At 46.9% G+C, this 25,572-nt stretch carries 27 protein-coding genes, 1 tRNA gene and 1 pseudogene; 7 read left to right on the top strand and 22 right to left on the bottom strand.

Features of this window, described 5'->3' with window-relative positions:
• Positions 1-63 precede the first annotated feature (63 nt).
• The 3 genes from ACKU35_RS17120 (at position 64) to traI (ending at position 2,823) form a co-directional block, all read left to right on the top strand.
• Positions 64-139 (top strand) — tRNA-Lys (locus ACKU35_RS17120).
• A 744-nt stretch (positions 140-883) separates the two neighbouring features.
• Positions 884-1,201 carry a plasmid mobilization protein gene (locus ACKU35_RS17115; RefSeq protein ID WP_319761164.1) on the top strand — a complete coding sequence of 106 codons (318 nt, stop codon included), beginning with the start codon at positions 884-886 and terminating at the stop codon, positions 1,199-1,201.
• Positions 1,198-2,823, top strand: coding sequence for a TraI/MobA(P) family conjugative relaxase (traI, locus tag ACKU35_RS17110; protein ID WP_319761162.1), 1,626 nt, complete (start codon positions 1,198-1,200; stop codon positions 2,821-2,823). Before ACKU35_RS17115 ends, traI begins: the two co-directional genes overlap by 4 nt.
• 121 nt (positions 2,824-2,944) lie before the next feature.
• Here traI and ACKU35_RS17105 read toward each other — a convergent pair.
• The 17 genes and pseudogenes from ACKU35_RS17105 to ACKU35_RS17025 all read right to left on the bottom strand — a co-directional run.
• Positions 2,945-3,124: pseudogene (locus ACKU35_RS17105) on the bottom strand (transposase); the annotation flags it as partial.
• 114 nt (positions 3,125-3,238) lie between these two features.
• On the bottom strand, positions 3,239-3,460 hold the full coding sequence (locus tag ACKU35_RS17100; RefSeq protein ID WP_407944211.1) for an Lrp/AsnC ligand binding domain-containing protein: 222 nt from the start codon (positions 3,458-3,460) through the stop codon (positions 3,239-3,241).
• An 87-nt stretch (positions 3,461-3,547) separates the two neighbouring features.
• The gene (locus ACKU35_RS17095; protein ID WP_407944210.1) at positions 3,548-3,655 is read right to left on the bottom strand and encodes an AsnC family protein; all 108 of its coding nucleotides are present in this window, start codon (positions 3,653-3,655) and stop codon (positions 3,548-3,550) included.
• A gap of 17 nt (positions 3,656-3,672) precedes the next feature.
• Entirely contained in the window at positions 3,673-4,149 is a 477-nt protein-coding gene (locus tag ACKU35_RS17090) for an AsnC family transcriptional regulator (protein ID WP_319761160.1), read from the bottom strand.
• Between the two features lie 60 nt (positions 4,150-4,209).
• On the bottom strand, positions 4,210-4,854 hold the full coding sequence (locus ACKU35_RS17085; protein WP_319761158.1) for a phosphatidylserine decarboxylase family protein: 645 nt from the start codon (positions 4,852-4,854) through the stop codon (positions 4,210-4,212).
• Between the two features lie 159 nt (positions 4,855-5,013).
• Complete coding sequence (locus tag ACKU35_RS17080; protein WP_319761156.1) at positions 5,014-5,598, bottom strand: helix-turn-helix domain-containing protein; 585 nt, start codon at positions 5,596-5,598, stop codon at positions 5,014-5,016.
• Between the two features lie 256 nt (positions 5,599-5,854).
• Positions 5,855-6,646, bottom strand: a complete 792-nt coding sequence (gene proC / locus ACKU35_RS17075) for a pyrroline-5-carboxylate reductase (protein ID WP_319761155.1) — start codon at positions 6,644-6,646, stop codon at positions 5,855-5,857.
• Between the two features lie 11 nt (positions 6,647-6,657).
• A complete protein-coding gene (gene lpxB, locus ACKU35_RS17070) occupies positions 6,658-7,770 on the bottom strand; it encodes a lipid-A-disaccharide synthase (protein WP_319761153.1) in 1,113 nt (370 codons plus the stop codon).
• Positions 7,763-8,662, bottom strand: coding sequence for a DMT family transporter (locus ACKU35_RS17065; RefSeq protein ID WP_319761151.1), 900 nt, complete (start codon positions 8,660-8,662; stop codon positions 7,763-7,765). The genes lpxB and ACKU35_RS17065 overlap by 8 nt, the downstream gene beginning before the upstream one ends.
• A 146-nt stretch (positions 8,663-8,808) precedes the next feature.
• Complete coding sequence (locus ACKU35_RS17060; protein ID WP_319761149.1) at positions 8,809-10,179, bottom strand: MFS transporter; 1,371 nt, start codon at positions 10,177-10,179, stop codon at positions 8,809-8,811.
• A gap of 63 nt (positions 10,180-10,242) precedes the next feature.
• On the bottom strand, positions 10,243-10,620 hold the full coding sequence (locus ACKU35_RS17055) for a Rid family detoxifying hydrolase (protein WP_319761147.1): 378 nt from the start codon (positions 10,618-10,620) through the stop codon (positions 10,243-10,245).
• A 101-nt stretch (positions 10,621-10,721) separates the two neighbouring features.
• On the bottom strand, positions 10,722-12,047 hold the full coding sequence (locus ACKU35_RS17050) for an FAD-binding oxidoreductase (RefSeq protein ID WP_319761145.1): 1,326 nt from the start codon (positions 12,045-12,047) through the stop codon (positions 10,722-10,724).
• Positions 12,048-12,083: 36 nt separating this feature from the next.
• Complete coding sequence (locus tag ACKU35_RS17045) at positions 12,084-14,231, bottom strand: acetate--CoA ligase family protein (RefSeq protein WP_319761143.1); 2,148 nt, start codon at positions 14,229-14,231, stop codon at positions 12,084-12,086.
• A 56-nt stretch (positions 14,232-14,287) separates the two neighbouring features.
• Positions 14,288-14,500: a 4Fe-4S binding protein gene (locus ACKU35_RS17040; RefSeq protein WP_319761141.1), complete on the bottom strand. Its 213-nt coding sequence runs from the start codon at positions 14,498-14,500 to the stop codon at positions 14,288-14,290.
• An 11-nt stretch (positions 14,501-14,511) separates the two neighbouring features.
• Positions 14,512-15,051, bottom strand: coding sequence for a 2-oxoacid:acceptor oxidoreductase family protein (locus ACKU35_RS17035; RefSeq protein ID WP_319761139.1), 540 nt, complete (start codon positions 15,049-15,051; stop codon positions 14,512-14,514).
• Entirely contained in the window at positions 15,041-15,802 is a 762-nt protein-coding gene (locus tag ACKU35_RS17030; RefSeq protein WP_319761137.1) for a thiamine pyrophosphate-dependent enzyme, read from the bottom strand. Before ACKU35_RS17030 ends, ACKU35_RS17035 begins: the two co-directional genes overlap by 11 nt.
• Before the next feature lie 3 nt (positions 15,803-15,805).
• Positions 15,806-16,876, bottom strand: a complete 1,071-nt coding sequence (locus ACKU35_RS17025) for a pyruvate ferredoxin oxidoreductase (protein WP_319761135.1) — start codon at positions 16,874-16,876, stop codon at positions 15,806-15,808.
• Positions 16,877-17,366: 490 nt separating this feature from the next.
• Between ACKU35_RS17025 and ACKU35_RS17020 the strand changes: the two genes are divergently transcribed.
• The 3 genes from ACKU35_RS17020 (at position 17,367) to ACKU35_RS17010 (ending at position 20,503) form a co-directional block, all read left to right on the top strand.
• Positions 17,367-18,932 carry a BCCT family transporter gene (locus ACKU35_RS17020; RefSeq protein WP_319761133.1) on the top strand — a complete coding sequence of 522 codons (1,566 nt, stop codon included), beginning with the start codon at positions 17,367-17,369 and terminating at the stop codon, positions 18,930-18,932.
• An 82-nt stretch (positions 18,933-19,014) separates the two neighbouring features.
• Positions 19,015-19,830, top strand: coding sequence for an IclR family transcriptional regulator (locus ACKU35_RS17015; RefSeq protein ID WP_319761131.1), 816 nt, complete (start codon positions 19,015-19,017; stop codon positions 19,828-19,830).
• Positions 19,831-19,882: 52 nt separating this feature from the next.
• Positions 19,883-20,503, top strand: a complete 621-nt coding sequence (locus ACKU35_RS17010) for a UbiX family flavin prenyltransferase (RefSeq protein ID WP_319761129.1) — start codon at positions 19,883-19,885, stop codon at positions 20,501-20,503.
• A 57-nt stretch (positions 20,504-20,560) separates the two neighbouring features.
• On the opposite strand, the gene ACKU35_RS17005 is transcribed toward ACKU35_RS17010, so the two are convergent.
• Positions 20,561-21,427, bottom strand: a complete 867-nt coding sequence (locus tag ACKU35_RS17005; protein WP_319761127.1) for a LysR substrate-binding domain-containing protein — start codon at positions 21,425-21,427, stop codon at positions 20,561-20,563.
• 193 nt (positions 21,428-21,620) lie between these two features.
• Between ACKU35_RS17005 and ACKU35_RS17000 the strand changes: the two genes are divergently transcribed.
• A complete protein-coding gene (locus ACKU35_RS17000) occupies positions 21,621-22,481 on the top strand; it encodes a glycine betaine ABC transporter substrate-binding protein (RefSeq protein ID WP_319761125.1) in 861 nt (286 codons plus the stop codon).
• 188 nt (positions 22,482-22,669) lie between these two features.
• On the opposite strand, the gene ACKU35_RS16995 is transcribed toward ACKU35_RS17000, so the two are convergent.
• The 4 genes from ACKU35_RS16995 to ACKU35_RS16980 all read right to left on the bottom strand — a co-directional run bounded on the left by ACKU35_RS16995 (position 22,670) and on the right by ACKU35_RS16980 (position 25,527).
• The gene (locus ACKU35_RS16995; RefSeq protein ID WP_319761123.1) at positions 22,670-23,620 is read right to left on the bottom strand and encodes a rhodanese-like domain-containing protein; all 951 of its coding nucleotides are present in this window, start codon (positions 23,618-23,620) and stop codon (positions 22,670-22,672) included.
• A gap of 16 nt (positions 23,621-23,636) precedes the next feature.
• On the bottom strand, positions 23,637-24,191 hold the full coding sequence (locus ACKU35_RS16990) for a sigma-70 family RNA polymerase sigma factor (protein WP_319761120.1): 555 nt from the start codon (positions 24,189-24,191) through the stop codon (positions 23,637-23,639).
• Between the two features lie 9 nt (positions 24,192-24,200).
• Complete coding sequence (locus tag ACKU35_RS16985; protein ID WP_319761118.1) at positions 24,201-24,542, bottom strand: hypothetical protein; 342 nt, start codon at positions 24,540-24,542, stop codon at positions 24,201-24,203.
• A gap of 121 nt (positions 24,543-24,663) precedes the next feature.
• Entirely contained in the window at positions 24,664-25,527 is an 864-nt protein-coding gene (locus ACKU35_RS16980) for a DUF5131 family protein (protein ID WP_319761116.1), read from the bottom strand.
• Positions 25,528-25,572 lie beyond the last annotated feature (45 nt).

Genomic DNA, 25,572 nt, shown 5'->3' with positions numbered 1-25,572 from the left:
AAAAAAAATAAAAAAACGATTGACATCTGCAGTGAATCTATCTAAACCCTTTTCTCACGACACGGGTCACTGGCTCAATTGGTAGAGCAGCGGACTCTTAATCCGTTGGTTCAAGGTTCAAGTCCTTGGTGGCCTACCACAGTAAATACAGGGTGTTAGACGTTTAGTCTAGCACCCTTTTACTTTTTGTTTTTCCGGGTTCTCCCGGTCCTCTCCCGGTTTTGGGAAAAAAGTAAATTTTTTTTAAATGGGTAGACTTTTTGTTTAAGAAAAAATTAATTTATTTTGCTGGGGATTGAAATAATTATTTTTCGATGCGTGAGGTTTGATTTTCACGAGCGAAGAAAAGTTGGGGCAGGGCTTGTCAGCCGTGCAGTCTGATAAGTCTGAAAATATTTCATTGCGAGAGAAAATGAAGAAACGGGGATGCTTAAACCAAATAAGCATCCCCGTTTCTTTTAGGGGAACGGAATTTTCCATTGTTGGGGTATCCTTGGTAAAATATTGTGTTTGAAAAGTATGTGTTTTATATTTTAGGATGGCTTAAATCATGGCTGTGTGCATCTTGATTGTTTCAGCTCGAATGAGGATATTTTTTGATACAGAATGATATCTTTTGAGAAATTTTGATTCTGCTTGGTTTTGTTTGATTTAGTTTGGTTCCATGCTTTATTAATTGATATGATTATTAATTTTCGAAGACCTCCTTCCTGAATATCAAAAAATGGCATAGTTTCTCATGGCGTCCGAAGGCAGGACAGGTAAGGTAGGCCCACTTTTCCAAAGTGGTCTCCCTTAAGTCCTGCTCAGCCTTGGGCTGAGGGTGACTTATTCACCTTCGGTTCAACGCAATTGAAAGGACAATTGTGAGGAAACGATAGCCATGCCCAGCAAAAAGAAAGTCATCAAGACTTATGTTTCTGAAGAGGAATATCAGTCTATTTGCACAAGCGCAGAACAGTGCAGTTTGTCGCTGTCTGCTTTTGCCAAGGCCGTATGTCTGGGGCACGAAATCAAGAGCAGCACGGATCAACAGACCCGCCGGGAACTTTTGAAGCTCAATGGGGATCAGGGTCGTCTGGGCGGTCTTTTAAAGATGCTGATCCTTGACGATGATGACAACCGAAAGGCGGCAGAGAGGCTACTTAGAGAAATAGGTCAGACTCAACGGCAAATAGTCAAGAAGGTGAGGTCTATATGATTAGCCGCAGGATTGCTTGTAAGCCGCAAAACGATAATTACCGGAGACTGGCCCAATATATTGCTGACGCCAAGCACAAGGGCGAAAAGAGCCTTATGTCGTGGTGTGCAGGTTGCTGGGCTGGGGATGATTACGAGCTGGCGATTCAGGAAGTGCTCGACACTCAAGATTTGAATAAGCGCACCCGCAAGGAAAAGACCTATCATCTGATCGTGTCTTTCAGGCCGGAAGATGAATCCGTTCTTACGCCGGAAGAATTTAAAGAGATTGAGCATGAGTTTTCCACGGTCTTGGGTTTTGAGGAGCACCAGCGGCATTGCGGTGTTCATAAGAACACCAATAATATTCATATGCACATAGCATACAACATGATCCACCCGGAGAAGTTGACCCGGCACGAGCCCTACCGGGATTTTCATAAGCGTGACCGGCTGCACCGTGAGCTGGAACAAAAATTTGGTCTGAAACTCGATAATGGCAGACAAAAAGAATTGTTGCCCAAACGCAATAATGACCGGGCTGCAACTTATGAAGCCCATTCCGGCCAGCAGTCTTTTGATTCATATGTAAAGGAGCGCAAGGATTTTATTTTGGAGTCCTTGCGTTCTGCACATGGCTGGCAGGAATTTCATAAATCATTAGCGCAAATTGGGGTTGAGGTCCGGTTGCGCGGGAACGGCTGTATCATCAAAGACAGTCATTCCACTACGGCCATTAAAGCCAGTCGACTTGACCGTGACTTTTCCAAGTCCAAGCTTGAAACTCAGCTCGGTCATTACCAGAAGCCTTTAAAGTTTGAGGAGAATGAAAAAGATAGGTACGTAGCCCGTCCTCTACATAAACAGCGTGGCGAACTTTACGCTAAATATAAGGCCGCTGTAGCCGAGAGAAAAAAGGTTTATGAGGCTTTGCGCGAAGAACAGGATGGCCGCTGGAAACAGATTAATTCTGATTGGAATGCCAAAATCAAAGCCATAAGAAAAGACAACAAGCTGAGGCCCAAAGACCGCAGCCGATTGATTGCTATTGCTACCGGTAGGAAAACGGTATCTATTGAAGCTTTAAAAAAGGAAATGATGGGAAAGCGTTCGGAACTGGGTCAACAAACACCTTTCAATCGTTGGAATGATTTTTTGAAATGGAAGGCTGAAAATGGCGATGAAACAGCTTTGCAGATCTTGCGTTCAAAGAAGGAGCCGATTCAAAGCAATCCCTCACCTGAGCGTGCTGGTACGGCTTCAAAAATTTCTGATCTGAAAATTAAGCAGAACCAATTCAAATCAGATTCAAATCTGTCCTGGAAAGACAAACGCAGGCTGTTGTCCATATCTAAGATGCTTCAATTACAGGCAGAAGAGGTCAAGCGTTTTGCTGATCGTAATAACCGTAATTTGGATAAGATGACTTGGCGTGTGGATTCCTCTGGAAATGTACTCTTCACGCTGAAGAATGGAGCCATGGTAAAGGACAACGGCAATAAAATATTCTTCAGCGTGAATGATGCGGATGCAAGGCAAGTGGCGCAGAGTTTTGCGCGGCTGATGTTTGGGAGAAATGTTAAGGTGGCGGGTAATAAGATTGTGAAGTTAAATATGAGAAAAGTACAAAAAATATCTTGGTAGAAAATAATATAACTAGTCAGTCCTGAAAAAGCTATTTTAACAGCTATCCAAAATTTGCAGCAAGTCGCTGCCTTGAGCTTCCAAACATGGTGAAGAACGAAAAGAGAGCAAAAAACTGCCCCAACTTCCGCATCCACTTCCTGAAGTTGAACGCTGCACTTGCCATGAACAAATTTATGGCATCGCCAATGGCACCTTTGAGATAGCACCTGGCCATTCTATGATCGTGTTTGAGATGACCTATGATTGGCTCGATGGCTGCACGGCGACGAAAACGGTGTCGGGATTTCTGCCGCTCATACTGAGAATCGCTTTTCCTGGGACGATTGGGAATCAGGATTTGCACGTCGCCAACCTGCTTCACCTCATCTTATGGTGAGGGCTTTTTTATGTGTGATGTCGTGTGAATATTGGGCTAGTATTCAATTTCGTGGATGTTTTTTAAAATGATATTAACCTCATAGCTCCCATATTGTTCAATTTTTTGGAGGAAGGAATTTAGGTTCTCCATGTCAAGAAATAGCATGTCTAAAACATATAAATTTTCACCGGTAATCTGATAGCAATGAATTACGCGTAGATGCTTTTCTTGTAAAAGTTTTTGATACTCTTTATATCTGTCATTTTTAGTTGAAATCGTATAAGAATATGAATTTTATATCCGAACATAGGGCAGTTGACGTTTACTGTGTATTTTTGAAGAATAACCATGTCTTCAAGCTTTTCAATTCTGTTTTTTTACTGTTTGGCCTGTCAGATGCACCTCTTCCCCAAGATTTTTCATGGTTATGCGTCCGTCATCTCTTAGACACTTAATTATCTTTTCATCTATTTCATCTACTTTAGTATTTATTTTTTTGATCCCATTTTGAAGTCTACACGAACTTTAAATAGCCGACTTGCCGGTAAGTTTAATATTTTTATGCCTGTTTGTTTTGTTATCAGCTTCAGCGCCGCAGCTTCATCTTCTCTTGAAGGAGAAGTAAGCGTGAACCAAATATTAAATTCATTAGAACGTAGGTAGTTGTGTGTAACTCCTGACTGTGAGTTAACACATGAAATAAATGTATCCATCATATTTTCAGGGACAGTGGCTGTGCAAAGTGTTGAAACCCAGCCCAGCTCGCATGCGTCAAAATTTGCGCCAATTCGTCTAATCGTGCCGTCTTCGCGTAAAACATTCACTCTTGATAGTACTTCGCCTTCAGCCAGTCCAAGTCGTGTGCCGATTTCGGCATATGGGCGTGAACATAAAGGGAAATCAGTCTGAATGATGTCCAAAATTTGGAGATCGATTTCATCAAATTCGGTACATAATTGATTCATTGTAGAGTTGCTCCTGAAAAGTTTTTATAGGACAATGTTTTTGGGTGCTGGTGGTTTTAATTATTTTCTTGCTCTTGCGATTATGTCTTGTCCGCCGGTGACATAGTCTCCTATTTTTACTGTAGGCGTGTATGACGGTGGTAAATACAGCTCTACACATGAGCCAAAGCGTATTAGACCATATCGCTGTCCTCGGCTTACCGTGTCTCCTTCAGTTGTGTAGCAGACAATTCGTCTTGCGATTAGTCCTGCAATTTGAACCATACTCCAAATGTCTTTATTCTCGTCAGTAATCAAATATCCGCAACGTTCGTTATCCGTACTGGCTTTGTCCAGTGAAGCATTGAGATACTTACCTGGCCAGTATTTGATAGATTCGATTTTCCCCTGAACCGGGGCACGATTCACGTGAACTTGGAATATATTCATAAAAATACTTATGCACTCCCGCTCATGACCAGTCATGGGGTCGAGACGCTTGGTCATACGGATGATTTTTCCATCGGCAGGGCTGACAGCTATATCTTTTTCTTGAGGGATTACACGTTCAGGATTGCGGAAGAACCCGACCGAAAACCAGCAAAGTAATAACGAGATAATTGCAAGAGTTTGCCAGTCTAGAATTGCAAATATTATAGCACTTAGTCCTGTCAATCCAATACTTGGATATCCTTCAAGGCTTATTCCTATACTTGGAGATTTCATTTTTTATTCCTTATGCAGCATACACTCTATAGAGTGAGTATCGTCTATAGCTGCTTTTCTGTGAGTATTTGTGCTTGCCATTATCTTTGAGGGTTTATGTTTGCACTATATATGCTCCTGTCTTTTCTGGACCATGTGGTCCAAAATTAATTAAAAAAATTATTCTTCATCAAGAAGAGAAAGTACCAGTTGAAGAGCTTCGTCCAGTCTTTCCTGATCACATTTTGCTCGAACCATAACTTGTAGTCCGGGAAAAGCGACAACTAAAATACGTGAAAGCTCCCTTGCCGTCTTTCGTCCTTTTACAGATCCATCCAATCTCCCCTGTTCAATAGTTTGGGTTAGAAATTTTTCCATTAACTGGAAATCCTGCTTCACTCTAACTCGAACGTCTTCGTCATGGGGAGCCATTTCAACGGCTTGGTTAATGCTCATACATCCATTGGAAAATTCGTCAGCTTTAGCTCCTTCGAGAATCATTTTGTAAAATTGTTCGATTCCTTTTCGAGCAGGAGTTTGATTTAGAATTTTGATCGCTTCTGATTTGCGAGCATCACGATATGAGTCAAACGCGGCGAGAAAAAGATCGCGTTTTCCTCCAAATGTAGCATAAAGACTGCTTTTACTTAAATTTGTAGCTTTAAGTAAATCATTGATAGACGTAGCTTCGTATCCTTTGCGCCAAAAAACTTTCATAGCTTGATGCAATGCTTCGTCTGTTTCAAATTCTTGATGTCTAGCCAAAATAATGATCCTAGTTAATGTCTTTGATAATTAAATTGTCATATTCGGACTGATTAGTCCAGAATTTATGTTGCTAAACTTGAGTCGAGACTGAATGGTGATAATCAGATTGTTCCTTCTTTATAGGGTAAATCTTGATAAATATGGTCAAGAAAATCTGCTAGAAGCAGTGGGTGATCTTCCTTGTTGCTCCTGTTTTTTGGAATCATCTTCATTTAAAATTTTTTGCTGTTCGCTACGGTAAGGTTTCAAACAATCAGCCCATTTCAATACTGCGCTTGAAAGCCATGCGGATGCCCTCCATCATGTGGCCTCGAATGGCGGTGCGGTCGAAGTGGGCCAGCGCGGCGATAGTTGTTCCCGCCGGGGCGATGGACATTTCTTTAAGCATGCTCACATGTTCCGGTGAACGTTCAGCCATAAGGCTGGCCCCGCTGAACAATTTTTTGACCATGCGCGATGAGGCCTCACGATGAAGACCGAGTTCTACTCCTGATTCAACCATGGTTTCAATCAGATAAAAGATGAAAGCCGGACCGGATCCGATGACTGCAGTGAAGGCATCAAACTGGTTTTCGTGGAGAGGCTGTACTTCGCCGCAATGTGTGAATATATGGAGGATGGCCTGCTTGTCTTTCTCGTTCAGGTCCGGGTCGTCAAAGCATAGAGCTGTAACTCCTTCTTTGATCAGCACTGGGGTATTGGGCATGGCCCTGACTACAGGGCAGAGATTGTTAGTAGCGGCCTTGAGTGAATGCATAGTCAGTCCGGCTGCGATGGAGATCAGTATTTTATCTTTGGTCAGCGTCGGGATCAGTTCGGGCCAGATATTTTCAGCCTGCTGCGGTTTGACCGCCAGTACAATGAAATCAGATCTTTCTGCCAGTTCTTTAATATTCGAGCATGGAATAAGGCCGGTTCTTGCCGCCAGTGCTTCCAGTTTGCTTCGGGTTTGATTCAGGCCGAAGATCGTGATGTCTTCCACCTTGGAAAGTGCTTTGATAATTGCTGTTCCCATATTTCCTGTACCAATAAAACCGATATTCATTTATTTTCTCCTTATTGATTGAGGTCATTTAAAATATAATTTGCTGTTCTGCTCAGGCAGCCCGGCGGTCCGGCAGTGGTCCGAGTCATTCGTAATTTATCGCGTAACGACTGTAATCGGTCAGCTGAGTTAAACCATGATCTGGCTAGGGTGAGGAGGTATTCGGCATTGGCTTTGCCTTGCAGCAGTTCGGGGAAGATTTCTTCTTGAAAAAGGATGTTGGTAAGGCTGATGAATTTGGAATAGGCTAGTTTACCGGCGATGAATGCTGCTGGCTGGTCCAGTTTGTAAGTCACTATGGTCGGAGAGCCGATGAGCGCTGTTTCCAATGTTGCCGTGCCGGATGTGCAGAAAATAAAGGCCGATCTTTTGATCATGGAAAAACGACCTTGCGGGGGAACGATGGTTACAGGAAGTTCGGACGGCCATAACTGTTGTAAAAAATCCCTGCTGATACCGGGAGCGCGGGCGATGTGGAATTCCAGAGCGGGGTTTTCGCAGAACAGTTTGGCGGCAGTTTTGGCAAATTCAGGGAGCATAAATGAAATTTCTTTTCGCCTGCTGCCTGGCATGAATCCAATGCGGTTGTGGTTTACGGTGAGTTTGTCCAGAGAGCTTAGCGGAATGATGTCGAGCAGGGGATGGCCGAAATATTCGGCTGCACAACCCCGTTTGTTGAAGTACTCGTCTTCAAAAGGAAGGGCGCAAAATGTTTTGCGCACGTAGCGTTGCAGTTTTTGTATGCCCGGCTGCTTCCAGGCCCAGAATTGGGGGGCCATGAAATAATATACGGGGATCCCCATGTCATGCGCTGATTTTGCCAGCGGAAGATTAAAATCCGGGCAGTCGACCATGATAATAGCTTCCGGGAAATCCTCTTCCCAGCTTTGTGTGATTTCCTGATGCAATCGGAAGGTCGCGGGCAGATTGAGTAGTACATCCATGAAACCTTTGAAGCAAAGGCGGTTCATGGAAAAGATGACTTTTGCCCCTGAATTTTTAAGTGCGGGGCCTCCCATTCCTGTAATTTTGAGAGACGGGCATTGCCGAAGCAGTTCCCCGGCAAGTGCTCCGGCGAACATATCGCCGGAAGCTTCGCTACAACTAATCCAAATTTTAGACATCGCTGCATCTCCTGCCCTCAAGGGATAACAGCACTACGGCAGACAGGATCAGGGTGAAACCTATCCAGCCTGCCGCAGTGAAGTTTTCTCCGAAGAAGAAACACGCCCAGAGCGTGCCCAGAATGGGTTCCAGATTACAGAAAACAGCCACGTGGACCTGCGGAATGCGCTTCATGCTCTGCCCGTATGCCCAGAACGCCGCATATCCGGTGAGCAGTGCCGTCATCAGAATGATAGGCCATGTCGTTGCGGAATATGGAGTATGAAAATGGGTGAAGGGCAGCAGAAGCAGCGTTCCGCCAAGTTGCATGTATGTGTACATTGCTTCAGTCCGGTAGTACTTCTGCCAGTATTTGAAAAAGGGATACTGCAGAGCATAGCACACCCCGGACCCCAGTCCGCAGACAATGCCGGTTGAAGATATTTCTGCTTGTAGGCTGCCGCCGGAGATGCAGATACAGACTACACCACACAGGGCGATGGTTATGGATAGCCATTTCCGTCTGGAAACTTCTTCATGGGAGACAAATTTGGATAGCAGCGCAACCCAGACTGGGGCGGTGTACAGAAGGACCACCCCCATGGCTGCGCCGCTGTGTTGCATGGACAGGAAGTATATATAAAAAAGTCCGCCGATGCTCAGCATTCCCCAAAGGATAAACATCATGGCATGACTAGGTTTGATGCTTAACGAGCGGGTGCAGGCGGCATGCAGTCCAAAGCAAAGGCAGCCCAGCGATGCCCGCCAGAAGGAAATTTCTAGTGCTGACAGCCCGGCGGCAAAAAGAATTTTGGAAAACAGGGTGACCAGAGACCAGCAAAAGGCAGCCATGATGACAAAATTGTATCCTGCAAGATTGCTTGAGGTTCTGGTAATGTAGTGGGTTGTCATTCTCTGCTCCGCCCGCTTTTTCCTCCTCCGATTTATGGATGAACCGGATGAAGAAAAAAGTTTAATTCAGTATTCCTCTGGGGGGAGAACTGTTCCCCGAAGCGGGTCGGGGAACAGTTCTCAGGCGAGGTCATAGCGAGGAGAAATTAATTCCTTGCATAGGCTTTGTTCTCAGCCGCTTTGTCCTTAGGTTGGAACTGGAGGGCGGCTGTGAATTGGGGGGATGTTTCAGGAGCAAGCAACTGGCAGACCACCCCGCCGATGACCAGAGAGGCAATGCAGCAGATCAGGGTGGTGCTGACACCATATTGTTCAGTGACTACGGGTAGCATCCAGGTTCCCATTCCCGCACCGATACGGCTGGCGGCGATGGTCAAACCAACGCCGGAACCGCGGAGTTCGGTGGGGAAGAGCTCCGGCGGGTAGAGCCATTCGGCGACGATAGAGATGGCCAGCACTGTGGAAAAAGCACCCAGCAGTACAAAGGCCAGAGTGGCTGGCATGTCCTGCCAGACGGTCATGATAGTCAGGATTGCACCTGCACCGTAGAAGGTCCAGAGCAGGAATGCGCGGCGGGAGATTTTATCGGCGATAAGAATACCAATGATAACGCCGACCATGGTAAACCCGTTATACATCATGCCTGAAGCATGGGGGTTGGCAATGTTGAGGCCTTTGACGACAACCGGGAGGAAGATGGATATGGCGAAGAAGGGCAGTACCTGACAGAGGAAGAAGGTACAGGAAGTAACAGTGTTGCGCCACAATTCAGGGCTAAAGAGACGCCAGAAGGAAGCTGATTCAACTTTTTCTTCTTTTGCGGGCAGTCCGTAGTCGGGACCGAGATGGGTGTGGATCAGGCTTAATGCTGCTGCAGTTCCTTTCTTGGCAATGGTCCAGCTGGGTGATTCCGGGGAACCGATGCGGATTACCAGAGTAAGCCCAGCGAGCAGTGCGGAGGAGCAGATGATCCAGCGCCAGCCGTTGTCGCCCAAGTCATCCATGGTGGCGATAACGAGACCGGCAAAGTAGGAGATGATGTAGCCGAAAGTCCAGGCGGCCATGAGCCAGCTCATCATTTTGGTGCGTATTTTTTCCGGTGTCCATTCACTGAGCAGAGATACTCCTACAGTGTAGTCGGCACCAACGCACATGCCGAGCAGAAAACGAACAATTACCAGATGTAGAGGATCGCTCAGGAAGAATTGGGCCACGGAAAGGAGCAGGGTGAAAAAGGCCACAAAGGCGTATGCGGATTTTCTGCCGATGCGGTCAATAATAATTCCAGTAAGCAGACTTCCGAAGAGGATGCCGAATAGCGCTCCGGCACCGATAAGACCCATCCAGTTGCTGTCCAACTCCAGTGCTCCGGTGGCATAGGTCAGCGCGATACCAACAATCCCGAGAACATATCCGTCGCAGATTTGGCCCATGAAGGTGCCGACCGCGATTTTTTTGTGGATTGGAGAAAAAGGGGCATCATCGAAATTAATTCTGTTTTGTGCGTTAGGTGCCATTGTACACTCCTTGCAAAATAATGCATTAGGTTGAAAAATGAAAATGGTTCATTTTAAGCGCAATTATTCCTTGTAAGCGATTGCATCCATTTCCAGCAGGCAGCCGTGAACTATTTCACCGGCACCAAGGCACAGCCTTGCCGGACGGTGATCGCCCATAAATTCGGCGTACACCTCGTTGAATCCTGCAAAATCATTCATAGTAGCCAGAAATACTGTGGTCTTTGCTATGTGCGAAAAATCAAGGCCGGCTGCGTCCAGTACCGATTTAAGGTTGTTCAGAGTCTGTCTGGTCTGTTCCTCGATTGAGACTCCCACGACTTCGCCGCTGACCGGATGGAAGGGAACCTGACCACAAACATAGTATGTGTTGCCTGCTTTTACGCAATGACTGTAAGGCCCTACAACTTCAGCAGATTCTTTCGAATTAAAGAATTCCATATGGTACTCCTTAGGGTATGGGCTTCCTGCGGAAGGGTTGCCGAAGCTATGTTCGGCAACCTCTCCGTTAATCAGGAGGCATGTAGCGTATGGTGAGGTTTTTAGATTTCTTTTTTAGCGCAGAACTCTTCGTAAAAGAGACGTGCTTCAGCCCCTATGGTCAGGAAAGGCTCGGGTGGCAAGCGCACGGGAGTGGATATTTTGCGCAGGAAGTCAAGGTCCGGACTGCTGTTGCCACTGACCCATTCGGCAAGGTAGTAGCCAAGCAGGCTTGTCTTGGCCACACCCGCACCTTCTCCACTGGCGGAGGCAAATATGCTGGGATGTTGCTGCATCATCAGCGGGCGGTAGTTCATGGTCATGTTGATCATGCCGCCGGAAACGAATTCGAAGTTAACGTGCTTAAGCTCTGGGAATCTGTTTTCGTAGGCTTTGCGCAGTTTGGGAATGGAACGTTGGATGCGCTGATGTGAGGTGGTGAGTTTGGTGGCGTAGGAGAATCCGTTACGCACGTAGATGCGGTTGTCGCGGGTGAAACGTACGGTTGTTCCGGCTGGATGCCCTGCAGTACAACCCCAGGGCTTGACACCTTCGAAGTAGCGCATTTCATCATCAGTAAATTGGCGGGTAAATGCACCATAGGAAAGTACGGGGCAGAATACTTTCTTGCCGATACCGAATTGCGGGATGAAGGGGCCGCTGGTAGTAAGAACGTATTTGCCCTGAATCCGTTTTCCGCTGCGCAGAGTGATACTTGCAGGGCTGCCTTCATCGACGCGCATGACCGGAGCTTCTTCAAAAACATCCACGTTTTCAGGCATTACTGCGAACAGGGCGCGGAGAACATCTGCGGGGTTGATGAGAACGGAACCGGGGGTGTAGAGTGCTTTTTTATAGTAGCGGGTGCCGGTGCGGCGGTAGAGGTCTTCTCCTTCGACAACTTCATAAGAGCAGTTCATCTGCTTGAGTTCGGAAACTTCGTGCTCAATCAGCTTGAAGCTTTTTTCTTCGGCACAGCACAGATATTTACCGCAGTGGTCCCAGTCCACGTCTTCAATGCCTTCTCTCTTGATAGTGTCTTCCATCCATTTAATGATGAAGGTATTGAGTTCAAAGTATTTTTGGTTTTCTTCAAAGGAGGAACCGCCCTGGTCACCGAAGTCATGGGGAACGTCGATGATGAATCCGGCATTTTTCCCGCTGTCGTTATTGCCGATTATGATTGCTTCAAATACAGCAATTTTTGCTTCGGGATGCAGTTCGGCAAGACGTCTGGCCGCTGCATGTCCGCCGTATCCGGCCCCTACAATGATATAATCATATTCATCCTTGATTTCGGAATGGGGTTTGAAAGTATGATTTTTGTATGAGGACATTTCCAACCAGCTTTGTCCGGTGGTTGTGGGGTATAGTTTTACGTCGCGCATATTCGATCTCTCTTTTTTATAATAAATCTATACGTGTTAGTCGTGCAGGATAATTCTTGCGTCGGCGATAGCCAAGCCTTTTTCCCAGGCAAAAACCGGGTTGAGGTCTACTTCAGCGATATCACGAAGTTCGCTGACCAGCTGCGAAATTATGCAGGCGGTTTCAGCAAGAGCTTCGAGGTCACAGGGTTTGGTGCCTCGGGCTCCTTGGAGCATATCCAGACCTTTGATTTCGCGGATCATGCTGCGGCAGGAGGGCATATTCACCGGAGCTACCCTGAAGGAGACATCTTTCAGGACTTCCACAAAAATACCGCCCAGTCCGAACATGACAGTGGGGCCGAAGGTGTTATCGTGACTGGAACCGATGATGCATTCCACCCCTCCGGGCAGCATGGCGGTCATCATGACTCCGAAGATGTCGGCATCTGATTTGTAACGGCGCCCGTTTTTGATTAACTGTTCAAAGGCCTCGCGGGCATTTTCTCCGGAATCTATGTTCAGGGCCACGCCTCCGGCATCGGTCTTGTGCAGAATGTCTGGGGAAACGATTTTCATAACTACTTTGCCGCCGATTTTATCGTAGAATTCGGCTGCTTCATCCGCGGTGGTGGCCAGATAGTCTTGACCCAGCTCAAGGCCGTAGCAACGCAGCACATCGCGGGCTTCGGTTTCTACAAGGCTGGAGCGTCCGGATTCTCGGACAGCATCCAGAATAGCTTTGGCTTTTTCCTTACGGTCGGCAGGCATTTCGGGAAGCTCTTCCCCGGCTTCTTCCTGCAGATTATTTTTTAAGTCACTGTAAGCGGAAAGCAGGCCCATGGTACGTACGGCAGCATCGACTTCACCGAAAATCGGAACACCGTTCTCCCGGATGTATTCCAGACATTCCGGGTTTTGCGGTGCATAAATGGAATGCATCACGACCGGTTTATCTCCGGTGGCGATTTTTTCAGTCATGCTTTTAGCTACATCCATTTCAAGGGTACGGAATTCCTCCGAGAGGTCGGCGTATCCGCCGTAAAGACCGACAATGATGATACCGTCAACGTCCGGGTCATTCAGAAGGACTTCAAGGCAGCGGTCAAAGACCCACATGTCGGCCTCAGGTGTTCCAGCAAGGTCTACTGGGTTCTTGATGGGACAGTGAGGCATGAGGATTTCTTTCAGTTTGTTCTGGGTGGCATCGGAAAGGACCGGTGCTTCGAGATTGAATTTTTCCGCAAAGTCGGTGGCCATTACGCCGTGTCCGCCGCCATCGGTTAGAATGGCGATGCGTTTGCCCTTGGCGGGTTTGCATTTGGAGAATGCTTCCGCTGCGTCCAGCAACTGGCCGGGACTGTCCACCCGGATGATACCGGCCTGTTTCAGGGCAGCGTCGAAGATTTTTTCACTGCCGGCAAGGGAGCCGGTGTGGGATGCTGCTGCACGGGCTCCTGCTTCACTGCGGCCGATCTTGATGGCGGCAATGGGCTTTTTGGCAGCAGTCTTTTTGGCAGCTTCAAGAAAGCGGCGTCCGTCTTCCTCATTCTCAACGCGCAATCCTTCCATGTAAAGGAGCAAGACTTTGGAGTAGTCGTCGGTTTCGATGTACTCGACAAAATCGCTGAAACGCATATCCATCTGGTTGCCGATGGTGGCCCAGCAACTGTAACCGAGGTTGCGGGATTTGGCGTTGAAGTTGATGTCGATACCGAAGTTACCGCTCTGGAGCACCAGACTCATGGGACCGGGGGCGAGGTCGATGATGCTGGCGTTCATGCTTTTGGCTGCACTGTATGTTCCCATGCAGTTTGGGCCTTGCACACGCATGTTGCCTTTGCGAGCAATCTCCAGCATCTGGCGTTCAAGCTCCTTCCCTTCAGGGCCGACTTCACCGAATCCGGTGGAGACTACAATGGCGCATTTAACGCCTTTAGCTACACATTGTTCCATTACCGGAAGGATGAATTTTGGCGCAATGGCGATGATGGCCAGATCAACTTCGCCGGGAACGGAAGTTATGTCCGCATAGGTGGGTTGTCCGAAAATTTCGCCGCCGGAACGGGATACGAGATAGATGTCCCCGTCGAATTTGTTTTCAACCAGACTTTTGGCAGTCCAGTAACCGTACTTCTTCGAGTTTGAGGAAGCACCGATCAGGGCAACGCTTTTGGGCTTAAACAGAGGAACCAGTTCACTCATGGTAAAAAACTCCGTGAAATCCCCTTCCCGTTTTGGTCCGGGAAGGGGGCTGTAAATTATTCGGTGACAACTCCAATAGCCACATCGGGGCAGATAATGCCGCAGATATCGCACTTGACACATTTTTCAGGATTTGCCTGTTCAACATAGTTGTATCCCTGACCATTGATCGCACTGCCCAGCGCAAGAACACCTTTGGGGCAGGTGTCCACGCAAAGCCCGCATGCCTTGCAGCGGCGTGCATCTATCACATGATGTTTTTCTGCCATTTTCAGCCTCCTTATTTCACTGCGGCAAAGCCAGTGCGCAACGCTTCAATGTTCAGGTCAACCAGTTTGGGTTTCTTGGCCCCGAAGGTTTCCCGAATCACTTCCTCAGCTGTTTCCAGCTTGAGCATTTCAGTCCCGGCGAGTACCGCTCCCAACATAACCATGTTGGCGCAGCGTACTGTGCCGAGTTCTACTGCCATGTCGGATACCGGGAGCATTTTTTGTTCGAAACCTTCCGCTTCCTTTGTTTCTTCAACAATGGAACTGTTGGTGAAAAGCTTTCCACCGGGAACAACGCCTTCAAAACAGTTTTCGTAGATGGACTGGCTAAGGGCTACGGCTACGTTGGCATCGTTTTCCACAATGGGGCTGCCGATAGGGTCGTCTGAAACGATTACAAAGGCGGTAGAGTCTCCGCCGCGCTGCTCGATACCGTAGGTTTGGGTCATGACCACTTTCAGACCTTCCTTGATGGCGCCGAGGCAGACAATTTTTGCCATGAGTGCGGAACCCTGTCCGCCGGAACCTGAAAACATACATTTATGCAACATCGTCTTGCTCCGTTTCGTCTTTGAAGACCTGAGGTTTGAAATAGTCTGTCATTTCGGTGCCGCACCGCTGATAGGAATCCTTGACGTTCATTTTGAGTCCGGTGGGACAGGGTACGATCACTTCAACGAAGGAGTAGCCCAGTCCTTTGACCTGACATTCAAAAGCCTTGCGGATGCTTTTCTTGGCTTTGCGCACGGCCTTGGGGGAGTTTACGCTTTCACGGGCCAGATATTTTACTCCGGGCATGGACTGCATCATTTCCGGTACCAGCAGAGGGTAGCCTTGAGAACTTATGTTGCGGCCCTTGACCGAGGTGGCGGTGACCTGTCCTTCAAGTGTCGTGGGGGACATCTGTCCGCCTGTCATGCCAAAGACGGTGTTGTTGACCATGATGGTGGTGACGGGCATGCCCTTGTTGGCCGCATGCATTAGATCGCCGAGGCCGATGGCGCAGGTGTCGCCGTCACCTGCATAGGTGAAGACGATGTTCTCCGGCATGGCTAGCTTGTAGCCGATGGCAAATGAGGGAGAGCGTCCGTGAGTGGCCTCAATGGCATCGATATCCATATAATGATGGGAGAACCCGCCACAGCCGATGCCGACAATGGCAATGGTTCTTTCCATTACGCCCAGTTCCTCGATGGCTTCGGCCACCAGTCTGGTCACGATGCCGTGTCCGCAACCGGGGCAATAACTGGTCAGTTTGTCCAGATTTAAGGTCTTGCCGTATTTGGTGCTGAGATTTTGCATGATTTATTCCCCCAGGATTCTGTCTGCTTCGGCAATCATTTCTGCCAGGGTGTTCATCGGCTGGTCTCCGCCGGTTTTGCCCAGGAAGTGAACAGGAGTGCGTCCGTTCACGGCAAGGCGGACATCATCAACCATCTGCCCGTGGTTCATTTCAACTACGAGAATGTTATTCACTGAGTCAGGCAGGGCCTGAAAGGCGTTGTTCGGGAAAGGCCACAGGGTGATGGGGCGGATGAAACCGACTTTTTTGCCTTCGGTCCGCATTTTGGCGATCATGTCGCGGCACATGCGGCCATGGATGCCGAAGGCTGCAATGACCAGATCCGCGTCTTCGACCTGTTCCTGCTCCCACATCTGCTCATTTTCGCGGATTATTTCGTATTTTGCGCGGAGCATTTCATTCAATTCGTAACCATCTTCATGGGAATAGCTGCCAGTGATGAGGGCGCGTTTGGCGTGATCCTTGGTCCCGGTGAAGGCCCATGCTGAAGTGTCGAATTCAGCGGAGTAATCGTTGTAGGCCGGAAGGGTGGTGGACTCGGTGGTCTGGGCACTTACGCCGTCAAGGACGAAGAGGACCGGGGTGCGGTATTTGTAGGCCAGACGCACTCCGTGGGGCATTATGTCTGCGATTTCCTGTCCGGAGGAAGGGGCCATGACTATGGTATGGTAATCTCCGTGCCCTCCGCCTCTCGTCACAACATAGTAGTCACTCTGTGCGCCGAGGATGTCTCCATCACCGGGGCCTACGCGCATGGAATCGAAGACTATGCAGGGCAGTTCCGCCGCGCACATGAAACCGATGGCTTCATGCATCAGGGTCAAGCCAGGGCCGGAGCTGGAAGTGGCGACCAGCTTTCCCGTGCAGGCCGCACCTGCAAGAGCGCTGGATACTGCCAGCTCACTTTCCATCTGCATCATTTCCCCGCCATATTTAGGCAGAATGACAGCCATGCGTTTCATGACATCCGTTGCCGGAGTAATTGGGTATGCGAAGTGATACTTTACTCCGCATCGGGCCAGACTCTCGGCAAAGGTTTCCGTGTTTTTCAAAAACAAAGTTTCCTGGGTCATGTTCACCTCAATGAAATTTGTTATGGTTTGTCAGTTGTGCTAAAAAATTCCATTCCACATTACGGTATAGTGTACCACTATGAATGCCGAAGTGGCTTTGTACAGACCTCATTGATTAAAAAACATCGTGCCAAATAGTGGTATGACGTACCGTTAATTTGAACATTAGCCGAGGTTTGAATTATCGTCAACCCTCGTTTTAAAAAATATCCATGCGTAATTGAAGATATTTAAATATAAAATAGATGTCTTTGTAAAATGCAATGGCTATGGAGAAAGAATGTTTTTGTTTAGTAGATTTAAATATGATCCCCATTGACATCACTTTTATGTTTGCCTTAGGCTTACCACTAAGTGGTGCAGCGTTTTAAAAAGTGGATTGGGCTCGGCTAAGCTATCTGCTTATCGAAGTCTGGCAGAAGTGGAGTAAAGTCGTGCTGGCACCGTGTGCGGCAATGTTGATAAGTCTTCGGATAAATGGAGAAAGTTTATGTCAGAAGCAGAAAACCTAGAAGAACGGAGCAAGCTTAATCACTATACTTTCTGGCCCGGATTTATTCTGCTGGTCGTCGGCATTACTTTGGGATTGGTATATCATGAGGGGCTGGCTTCTTTTCTCGGGGGGGTAATGCAATGGATTCATGTGAATTTCGGCTGGCTGGAAGTGTCCTTGGGGATAATTATAGTCATGTTTACCGCAGGGATTGCTTTCTCTCCTATAGGAAATATCAGGCTGGGTGGTAAGGATGCAAAACCGGAATTCACTTTCTGGCAGTGGTTCGCTCTTTCTCTTTGCGGCTGTATAGGGATCGGAATTCTTTTTTGGGCCATGGGTGAGCCGATATATCATATGATGCAACCTCCGTTGAGTCTGAACATAGAACCCGGTTCCAAAGATGCCGGGGTCTTTGCCATTGCCCAGACCACCCTGCATTGGACCATTGCCCAGTATTGTTTTTATACCGTTTGCGCGGTGGCAATCGCTTTGGTGAGCTACAATCGTAATTATCCGTTGTCGGTTGCCGCTGGAATGTACGCTATTTTCCCAGAAAAATTGCGTCCTGTTCTCGCGCCGACAGTGCATGCTGTCTGTCTTTTTTCGCTATGTTGCGCTATTGCCACCAGTATGGGAGCGGGGCTTATGCAGATCGGCAGCGGGGCCGGACGGCTCTTCGATTATACTCCTGGGGCGGGAACATGGGCAGCAGCAGCGGCCATAATCATCCCGATTTATGTTCTCTCCTCTTATTCTGGCCTTAAAAAAGGTATGCGTTATCTGTCTACGGGAACCACGAGGGCATTTCTTTTCTTTATGGCTCTGGTTCTTTTTGCCGGGCCGACCTTGTTTATCCTTGGTCTCGGGGTTGAGTCCTTCGGGTATTTCGTGAATAATTTTTTTCGAAACAGCACCCTGCTTAATACCATGCAGATTGAAGATAAATGGCCTATGCAGTGGCTTGTCCCATACATGGAGATATTCTTTATTTTCGCACCGTTGCTGGGACATTTTCTTGCGCGGCTGGGCAAGGGCAGAACCATCCGTCAGTTTATTCTGGTAAATGTAATTCCTCCGACTATCTTCTGTCATTTCTGGATTGCCACCTTTGGCGGGACTGCCGTGTATTTCCAGTGGAGTGGTTTGGTCGATGTGTGGTCCGGTATCCACGAATACGGTATGGAGTCCATGGTTTATATTTTGCTTGCCCAGTTTCCTTTCAGTCAGATCCTGATGGGTATTTTCGTGGTCACAATTGTTTTTTCATTCGCAACTATGACGGATTCTCTTGTGGCAACGCTTGCAATCATTTCCACCAAGGGGGTTAGAGCAAGCGAGGAGCCTCCCAAGAAGCTTAAAATTTTATGGGGGATTGTCGTGGGGCTTATCGCTTATGTGTTGTGTATCTCAGGGGGGATTGATCCTGTACGCGGGCTGATCTCATTGGCAGGATTCCCGATGATGCTGTTTACTTTTGCCATGTGCGTGTCGCTTGTGAAGGAAGGTATTTACTTATTGGACAAACCTGATTGGCTAGACAATAAATCGGAAAATAGCTAACGCTATGAATGTCTTTGCCGGCCTATAACGATAGTGATTTTGTCTATATTAATAACGGAAAATGTAGTTTTCGAGGAAAGTAATGGCTGACGATAAATATTTTATGATGCGGTCTTTAGAAAAAGCTCTTTTTGTCATTGAAACAATGGCGATAAAAAGCAACTGGACATTGAAAGCTCTCAATGAAAAGTGTTCAATCCCCAAGGGAACATTGCAGCGGATTCTGCGTACTCTGGAAGAGTTGGGTTATGTGCGCCAGCTTGAACGTGGGGGAGCATATACCTTGACTCTTAAATTTCACAAACTGGGTAAGCAGATTGCTTCGCAAAGCGACATGGGGGTAACCCTCAATCCTATCCTTAGTGCTCTGCGTGATAAAGTAAATGAAACGATCAACCTTAGTGTGCTTTCCGGATTGAATATGGTCGTTGTCCATCAGGTCGGTTCGGACCATGCGTTGCAGATGGATTCTGTAATAGGAACCTCTTTTCCAGCCTACCTTTCTGCGTCTGGCAAGGTCTTTTTAGCATTTTTGCCTGAGGAGGAGTTACGTCGTTTTATTAAGGAATTGCGACATAGTGATTTCAGTATCACGACTGAGATTATCAACAGTATATATAAAGAGATAGAATGTATTCGCGAACAGGGTATAGGTTTTGACTTTGAAGAGCTCTATAAAGGGGTGCGATGTGTTGCTGCTCCAGTGTTCGATGATACAGGGAAGATTATTGCTACAATAAGTTGCTCAGTTCCTACAGTGCGTCTGGATAGGTACTTCTCTCAAAAGTTGCTTTACGAAATCCCAAATGCTGCGGCTGAAGCCTCCAAGATGTTTCATGCTCCGGACATCTCTTTTTCGTTTGATATTGATGCGGCTGTTGGACAGCTTGTTGAATAGTCTAATTTATCGGAATTTATGGGGTAGGTTCTGCGGTATCAAGGAGAAAAGTATGTTGGATAAAATTAGGGAGTACCCCCGAAGAAAACGTCTTACTGTTGGCATCAGCGGTGCCAGCGGTTCTGCACTGGCTTTGGAACTGCTTAAAACCTTGCGGCTGCTGCCGGATTGGGAAACTCATTTAGTGATCAGCAATGGCGGAGTCCGCACGCTTGAACATGAAACGCATATAACCGAATCTCAACTGGGTGACTACGCTACCCGGATTTATGACCGTGAAGATGTGGGAGCAAACATTGCCAGCGGTACATTTGTTACCGAAGGGATGGTTATTGTCCCGTGCAGTATGAAGACTGTTGCCGGAGTTTGTAGCGGTTATTCGGATAACCTGCTCCTTCGGGCAGCGGATGTAACTATAAAGGAACGGCGCAAACTGGTCATGATTGCCCGGGAGACTCCGCTAAGTCCGATACATTTACGTAATATGCTTTCTCTTACCGAAATGGGGGTTGTGGTCATGCCTCCCATGATGACGTATTACAACCATCCACAATCTGTTGCGGATATGACAGGACACATCGTGGGGAAGATTCTTCATGAATTCGGCGTAGAGGCAACGGGATTTAAAAGATGGGGGAGTATGGAGTGCGAGGCTCCATTGCGTGCATTTTAATAGATGATGCCTCCCGTAAAGCTAACCTCTCTTGTAGCCAGTCTTTTCCAAAGATTCTTAGTCAGAAAGCGTTTCCTTGAGGAATTTTGCTAATGCGCCTGCGGGTGGTGAAAGTATATCTTCTCCACCTGCAGTGTGTAGTGCAATTTCAATTTCCGGTAGGTCTGGAAATCCTTCATCGGTAGTCAAAATGGACATATCCTGTGAGAGAGTATGTTCGGCAACAACTGAAACAGCCAGCCCGGCAGAGACCGCCGCACGAATACCGGAAAGACTTCGGCTGGTACATACTATGCGCCATTTTCGTCCCTGCTTGCTTAGTGCTTCAAGGGCATTTTCACGAAATATACAAAAACCCGGTGGAAAAAGGGCAAGCGGCAGCGGGTCGGTTAGGAAGGATTGTGTTTGGGATCGTCCTACCCATACCAATTTTTCACGCCGGACTAAATCTCCTCCAGAAGAATTATGCTGTCGGGTAACCAACGCTAGATCAATCCGTCCTCTATGAAGTAGACCAAGCAAATCTACAGACAATTCGCAAAATAATTCCAGACGTACGTTGGGGTATTGATCCTTGAATTTTTCAAGAACCTTAGGCAGAAGATGCGCTGCATAGTCGGATGGGATGCCGAGTCGGACTACGCCTTGAAGGTCCTCGGACATGCCCAGATCGTCCAATGCGGTGTCGTTAAGTGCTAAAATGCGTTTGGCATATACCAGTAGCCGTTCGCCTACTTCAGTCAAGACGACGCTACGATTATCGCGCTCCAGCAGCCGGGTGCCAAGACCTGTTTCAAGACGACGTATCTGCGCACTAATAGCTGATTGGGTAAGGTGTATCCTTTTCGCCGCAGCTGTGAAGCTTCCCTGTTTAGCCACTTCGCAAAAACTGCGCAGTAGATGGATGTCCAGATTTTTTCTCATTTGTCAGTAATTTCTTTTGTAATAAGCATGAAAATTTTTTGTTGTTCAAAAGCAATAAATTTGTCTTAAAAATTTTGATTCGTCCATGCCCATCGGTAACACCACTTTGAAGTATCAGAGGTCGTATGGGAGCGCAATATTGAAGCTGTATCCATAAAGGACGTGTCTATTTAATGATATTAAGGAGAGTATTATGTTTTTAAAAAACAAATGTTTTTTTGTTGTTTGTTCATTAGCACTAGTCTTTCTTCTGGTAGGGCCGGCATTGGCAAAAAGTAAAGGCCAGGTAGAACTTGCTTATGTGGAATGGTCTTCAGAATTGGCTTCAGTAAATGTCATGAGAGCCATTTTGGAAAAATTGGGGTACGAAGTGGAGTTAACTCCTGTGTCCGTTGGTTTCATGTATATGGCCGTAGCTAATGGTGATGTCACAGGAACATTGGCATCTTGGCAGCCTATTCAGAGATCCAATTTAAAGGCTATGGGAAATAAACTGGTCAATCTTGGGCCTAATATGGTTGGTGTGCAGAGCGGATTGGTTGTTCCTTCCTATGTAACTATTGACAGTATTGATGAATTAAATGCCAACGCGGACAAGTTTGATAATGAAATTATAGGAATCGATTCTGGTTCAGGAGTAATGCAGCAAACTGAAAATGCTATAAGCGAATACGGTGTTGATGATCTGGAACTGGTTGAATCCACAGGTGCTATGATGACCGCTGCCCTCAAGGATCGTTTACGCCAAAATAAATGGTGCGTTGTTACCGGTTGGACTCCGCATTGGATGTGGGGAGTGTGGGATCTGAAATATTTGAAGGACCCTAAACAAATTTATGGTTCGGTTGATGACGGACAGATTGTGACTCTTGTGCGGAAAGGATTGAAGGAGGACATGCCTGAAGTGTATTCAGTCATGGACAAATTCCTTTGGGCTCCCGAAGAAATGGCTGAAGTTATGGTCTGGATTAAAAACGGCATGGATCCCAAAGATGCCGGGCGCAAGTTTATTGAGAAATATCCTGAACGCTACGCCGAATGGACTGACCAGTAAATTTTTAGCGGTTTGTTCTTTATAGTTATGAAGAATCATTTCAGTAGCACAGATAATTGCTCTGAACGTTTTTAAAATTATAGATTTATGTCATGGCGTGTTCTGCTTAATGTCCTATCCTTAGCAGGTTATGACAAAATAAAAGGGTTAACTCGCTTCTGTGAGTTAACCCTATTAATATTTACCTGCTAGTTGTTATAATGTTCTCCACGTTCAACAGGAAATGAATTTTTGGCCTGCAAAGGAGGCAGCGGTTTCGCGAACGCAGACTGGTTCCAGCCGGTCAATCCCCAATCCAGACTATACGCTTCATAGCCCAATTGGTTCAGAAGCAGTGCTCCGATATTTGAGTAATGGCCGATATAGCAGGTAACAACGATTTTTTTATCTTTCGGCAGCTGGAGTAATTTGGGGCTGCCTTTAATAAAATCCTGAGCAGGAATGTTTACCGCTCCGGCAATATGCCCGTATGCATAATCTTCAGGAGTCTGCAAACTGATGATGACGGCATTGCCTTTCATCTCAGTTACGGCTTGAGGGCTGATAATTACAGGTCTTTTCTGCAAAGCATATTCTTTTGTTTTTTGCAGTATCAGCTTGTTATCGTCCATACCTGAAGGCTGAGAATAAAAAGTCCTTGTCGGTGGCAATGGAGTCTCGTTCTTGCCTATAGGTAATCCTGCATTTTGGGGCCGAGCACTGGCTACGACGTACTCGGGATTCCAGCCGAACACCCCGAGCAGGAGATTTCTGGCGTCATAACCTAGCTGGCGTAGAAACAGTGTTGCCTGACAACTCAACTGTCCGTTGGAGTCTGTTACAATAATGGTTTTGTTGCGCGGCAGCAATTTAAGAGCTGCCGCAGGATTAGCAAGATCCAAATCAATGCGGATCGCTCCGGGAATATGCCCCTCGGCGTATTCTTTTTCATTTTGCAGGCTGATAATATACAAAGACGGATCATTTGTTGAAATGGCTTCATGCAAACTTGCTGCGGTAAAAGTGTGCGGAACCTTAAGGGCATTTCGACTGATTCGCAGAATCTGTTCCTGCAATGTCTCTTCGGCAGCAAAAGACGGTACGGCAAAGGTCATTATCATAATGGTAATAAAAATGAATATTTTAATGTTAAAGGACATGTATTATCTCTTTATTTTATGAGTTAAGAATTTCTTGACGCCATTTTTCAAGGCGCTCTCTTAGCCGCAACACTGCGTAGCGTTTGCGGGAAATCAAAGTGTTAACGGGTACCCCCGTTTCTTCAGAAAGTTTTTTGAATGAATTACCGAGCAGTTCGGTTTGCTCGAAAGCCTGTCTTTGTTCCTGAGGCAGTTCGTTGAGTGTCGCTTCGAATTCAGTCCAGAATAAATCGCGCAACATTTCATTTTCCGGGTTGTCATCAGATGCAAGCATCATTGCCAGAGTATCATCAAAAAACTCGTGTTGTTCCTGCGAAAGGTGGTCTGCAAAAGGTATCGGTTTGTTTTTGCGTAACAGATCAATACTTTCATTGCTCGCAACCCGGTAAAGCCATGCGAGAATCCAGTCCGGCGAGAGTAGATCCTGATCTGCTTTGACCAGTTTATAAAATGCGGTTTGAATGACATCTTCCGCATCCTCGGGTTGCAGGCGTTTTCGCAGAAAAACTTGTAATTGTTGATAGCGTTTTTGAAAAACGTCTCTTTTAAACAATGAGGACAGGTTGCTCATATCGAAATACTATTCTTCGGCATTTTCGGCGTTGGCGAATAACTTTTTCCCACCGCGTGAACGTGCTCTGGCTATGAATTCAGCCCTTTGTTCGGGAGTCATGGAATGCCAGCTCGCAAAGATTGCCTGTCTTTCCTTGCGGGCCATGAAATGGCCCATATCCCTGAGTACCCCGAATCCGCCGAACAGCAATCTGGTCAAAACCAAGAGGCCGATGCTCTGGAACAGGGATATTTCAGGCAGTCCGAATATGTCGGGCAGGAGCATGTTCCACAGCCACATGGTTAACAGCCCGAAGAGCCCGATAGCCGCTAGAACTTTTAATATGACTTTTGTCAAACTTGATTTCATTGTTTACTCCATTTGGATTAGTTTACGGCGCGCCTCTTATTTCTTTAACGAATCAACCGGAGTAATATTTTATTATCTCTGAAAAAAATGGGAAAATTTCCAATGGAGCCGCAGCAGCTGATTATTTTTTGAATTTGTCGTGGTAAACGACCTCTTCAAATCGCAATTTCAAGCCATGCTTTATAAGCAACTGCCCGACAATTTCATCCAGCCTGTCCCTATGCTCTTGAGTTCGAGCCTTAACGTATGCCTGCTGAACGGCTGCGGATTTTGTTGACAGGACTGGTGTCATTCTTTCACAAATATAACGTTTTAGATTGATATGTTCCATGTAAACTTCCTGAACACCTGCGTCCGCCAGACGGCCGAACAGTTTATCCAGTTTTTCCGGGGAGGTTGCAAAATGGGGTAGCAGAGGGCCGACAAACGCAAATGGCTTGATTCCGGCCAAGCTCAATTCTTCTAGTGTTTCCAATCGTTGTGAGGCTGCCGGAGCGCGTACTTCCAGCCAGCGGCTGATTTCATCCTCGGTGGTGGTGACAGTCATTCCAACATCAGGCTTGGGCAGGGTGGTCAAAAGATCAATGTCGCGTGTCACCAAAGAGGATTTCGTCAGTATTTTTATTGTTCCGGGGTATTGCATGTCTGCAAGCAGTTTCAGAATACCTCGCGTGATCTGGTATTTTTTTTCGGGATGCTGGTAAGGGTCTGTTACAGAGCTGATGAGAATTGTTCCCTGCCGTTTGCTTTCAGACATTTTGTTCAATTCTTTTTCGGCCAGAGCAATAGCGTTTTTTTTGACGTAAACATAATTGCCCCATTCCTTTACCGGTTCTGCCACCAACCGTCCCATGAAACTGGCGTAGCAGTATGCGCAGGCGAGCATACAACCTGTGTATGGATTGATAACGTAATCAATTGAGGGAATATTTGATTTCTGGATAAGCGTCTTTGCTTCCATTTCTGCAAGTCGTATTTTCTTCATATTCTTTTTTGTTGTGACAGGAGTCATTTGCTTTGAGGTTGAAGT

The sequence above is a fragment of the Maridesulfovibrio sp. genome, assembly GCF_963676065.1.
Taxonomy (GTDB): domain Bacteria; phylum Desulfobacterota; class Desulfovibrionia; order Desulfovibrionales; family Desulfovibrionaceae; genus Maridesulfovibrio.
This window is presented reverse-complemented; position numbering and strand designations above follow the sequence as displayed.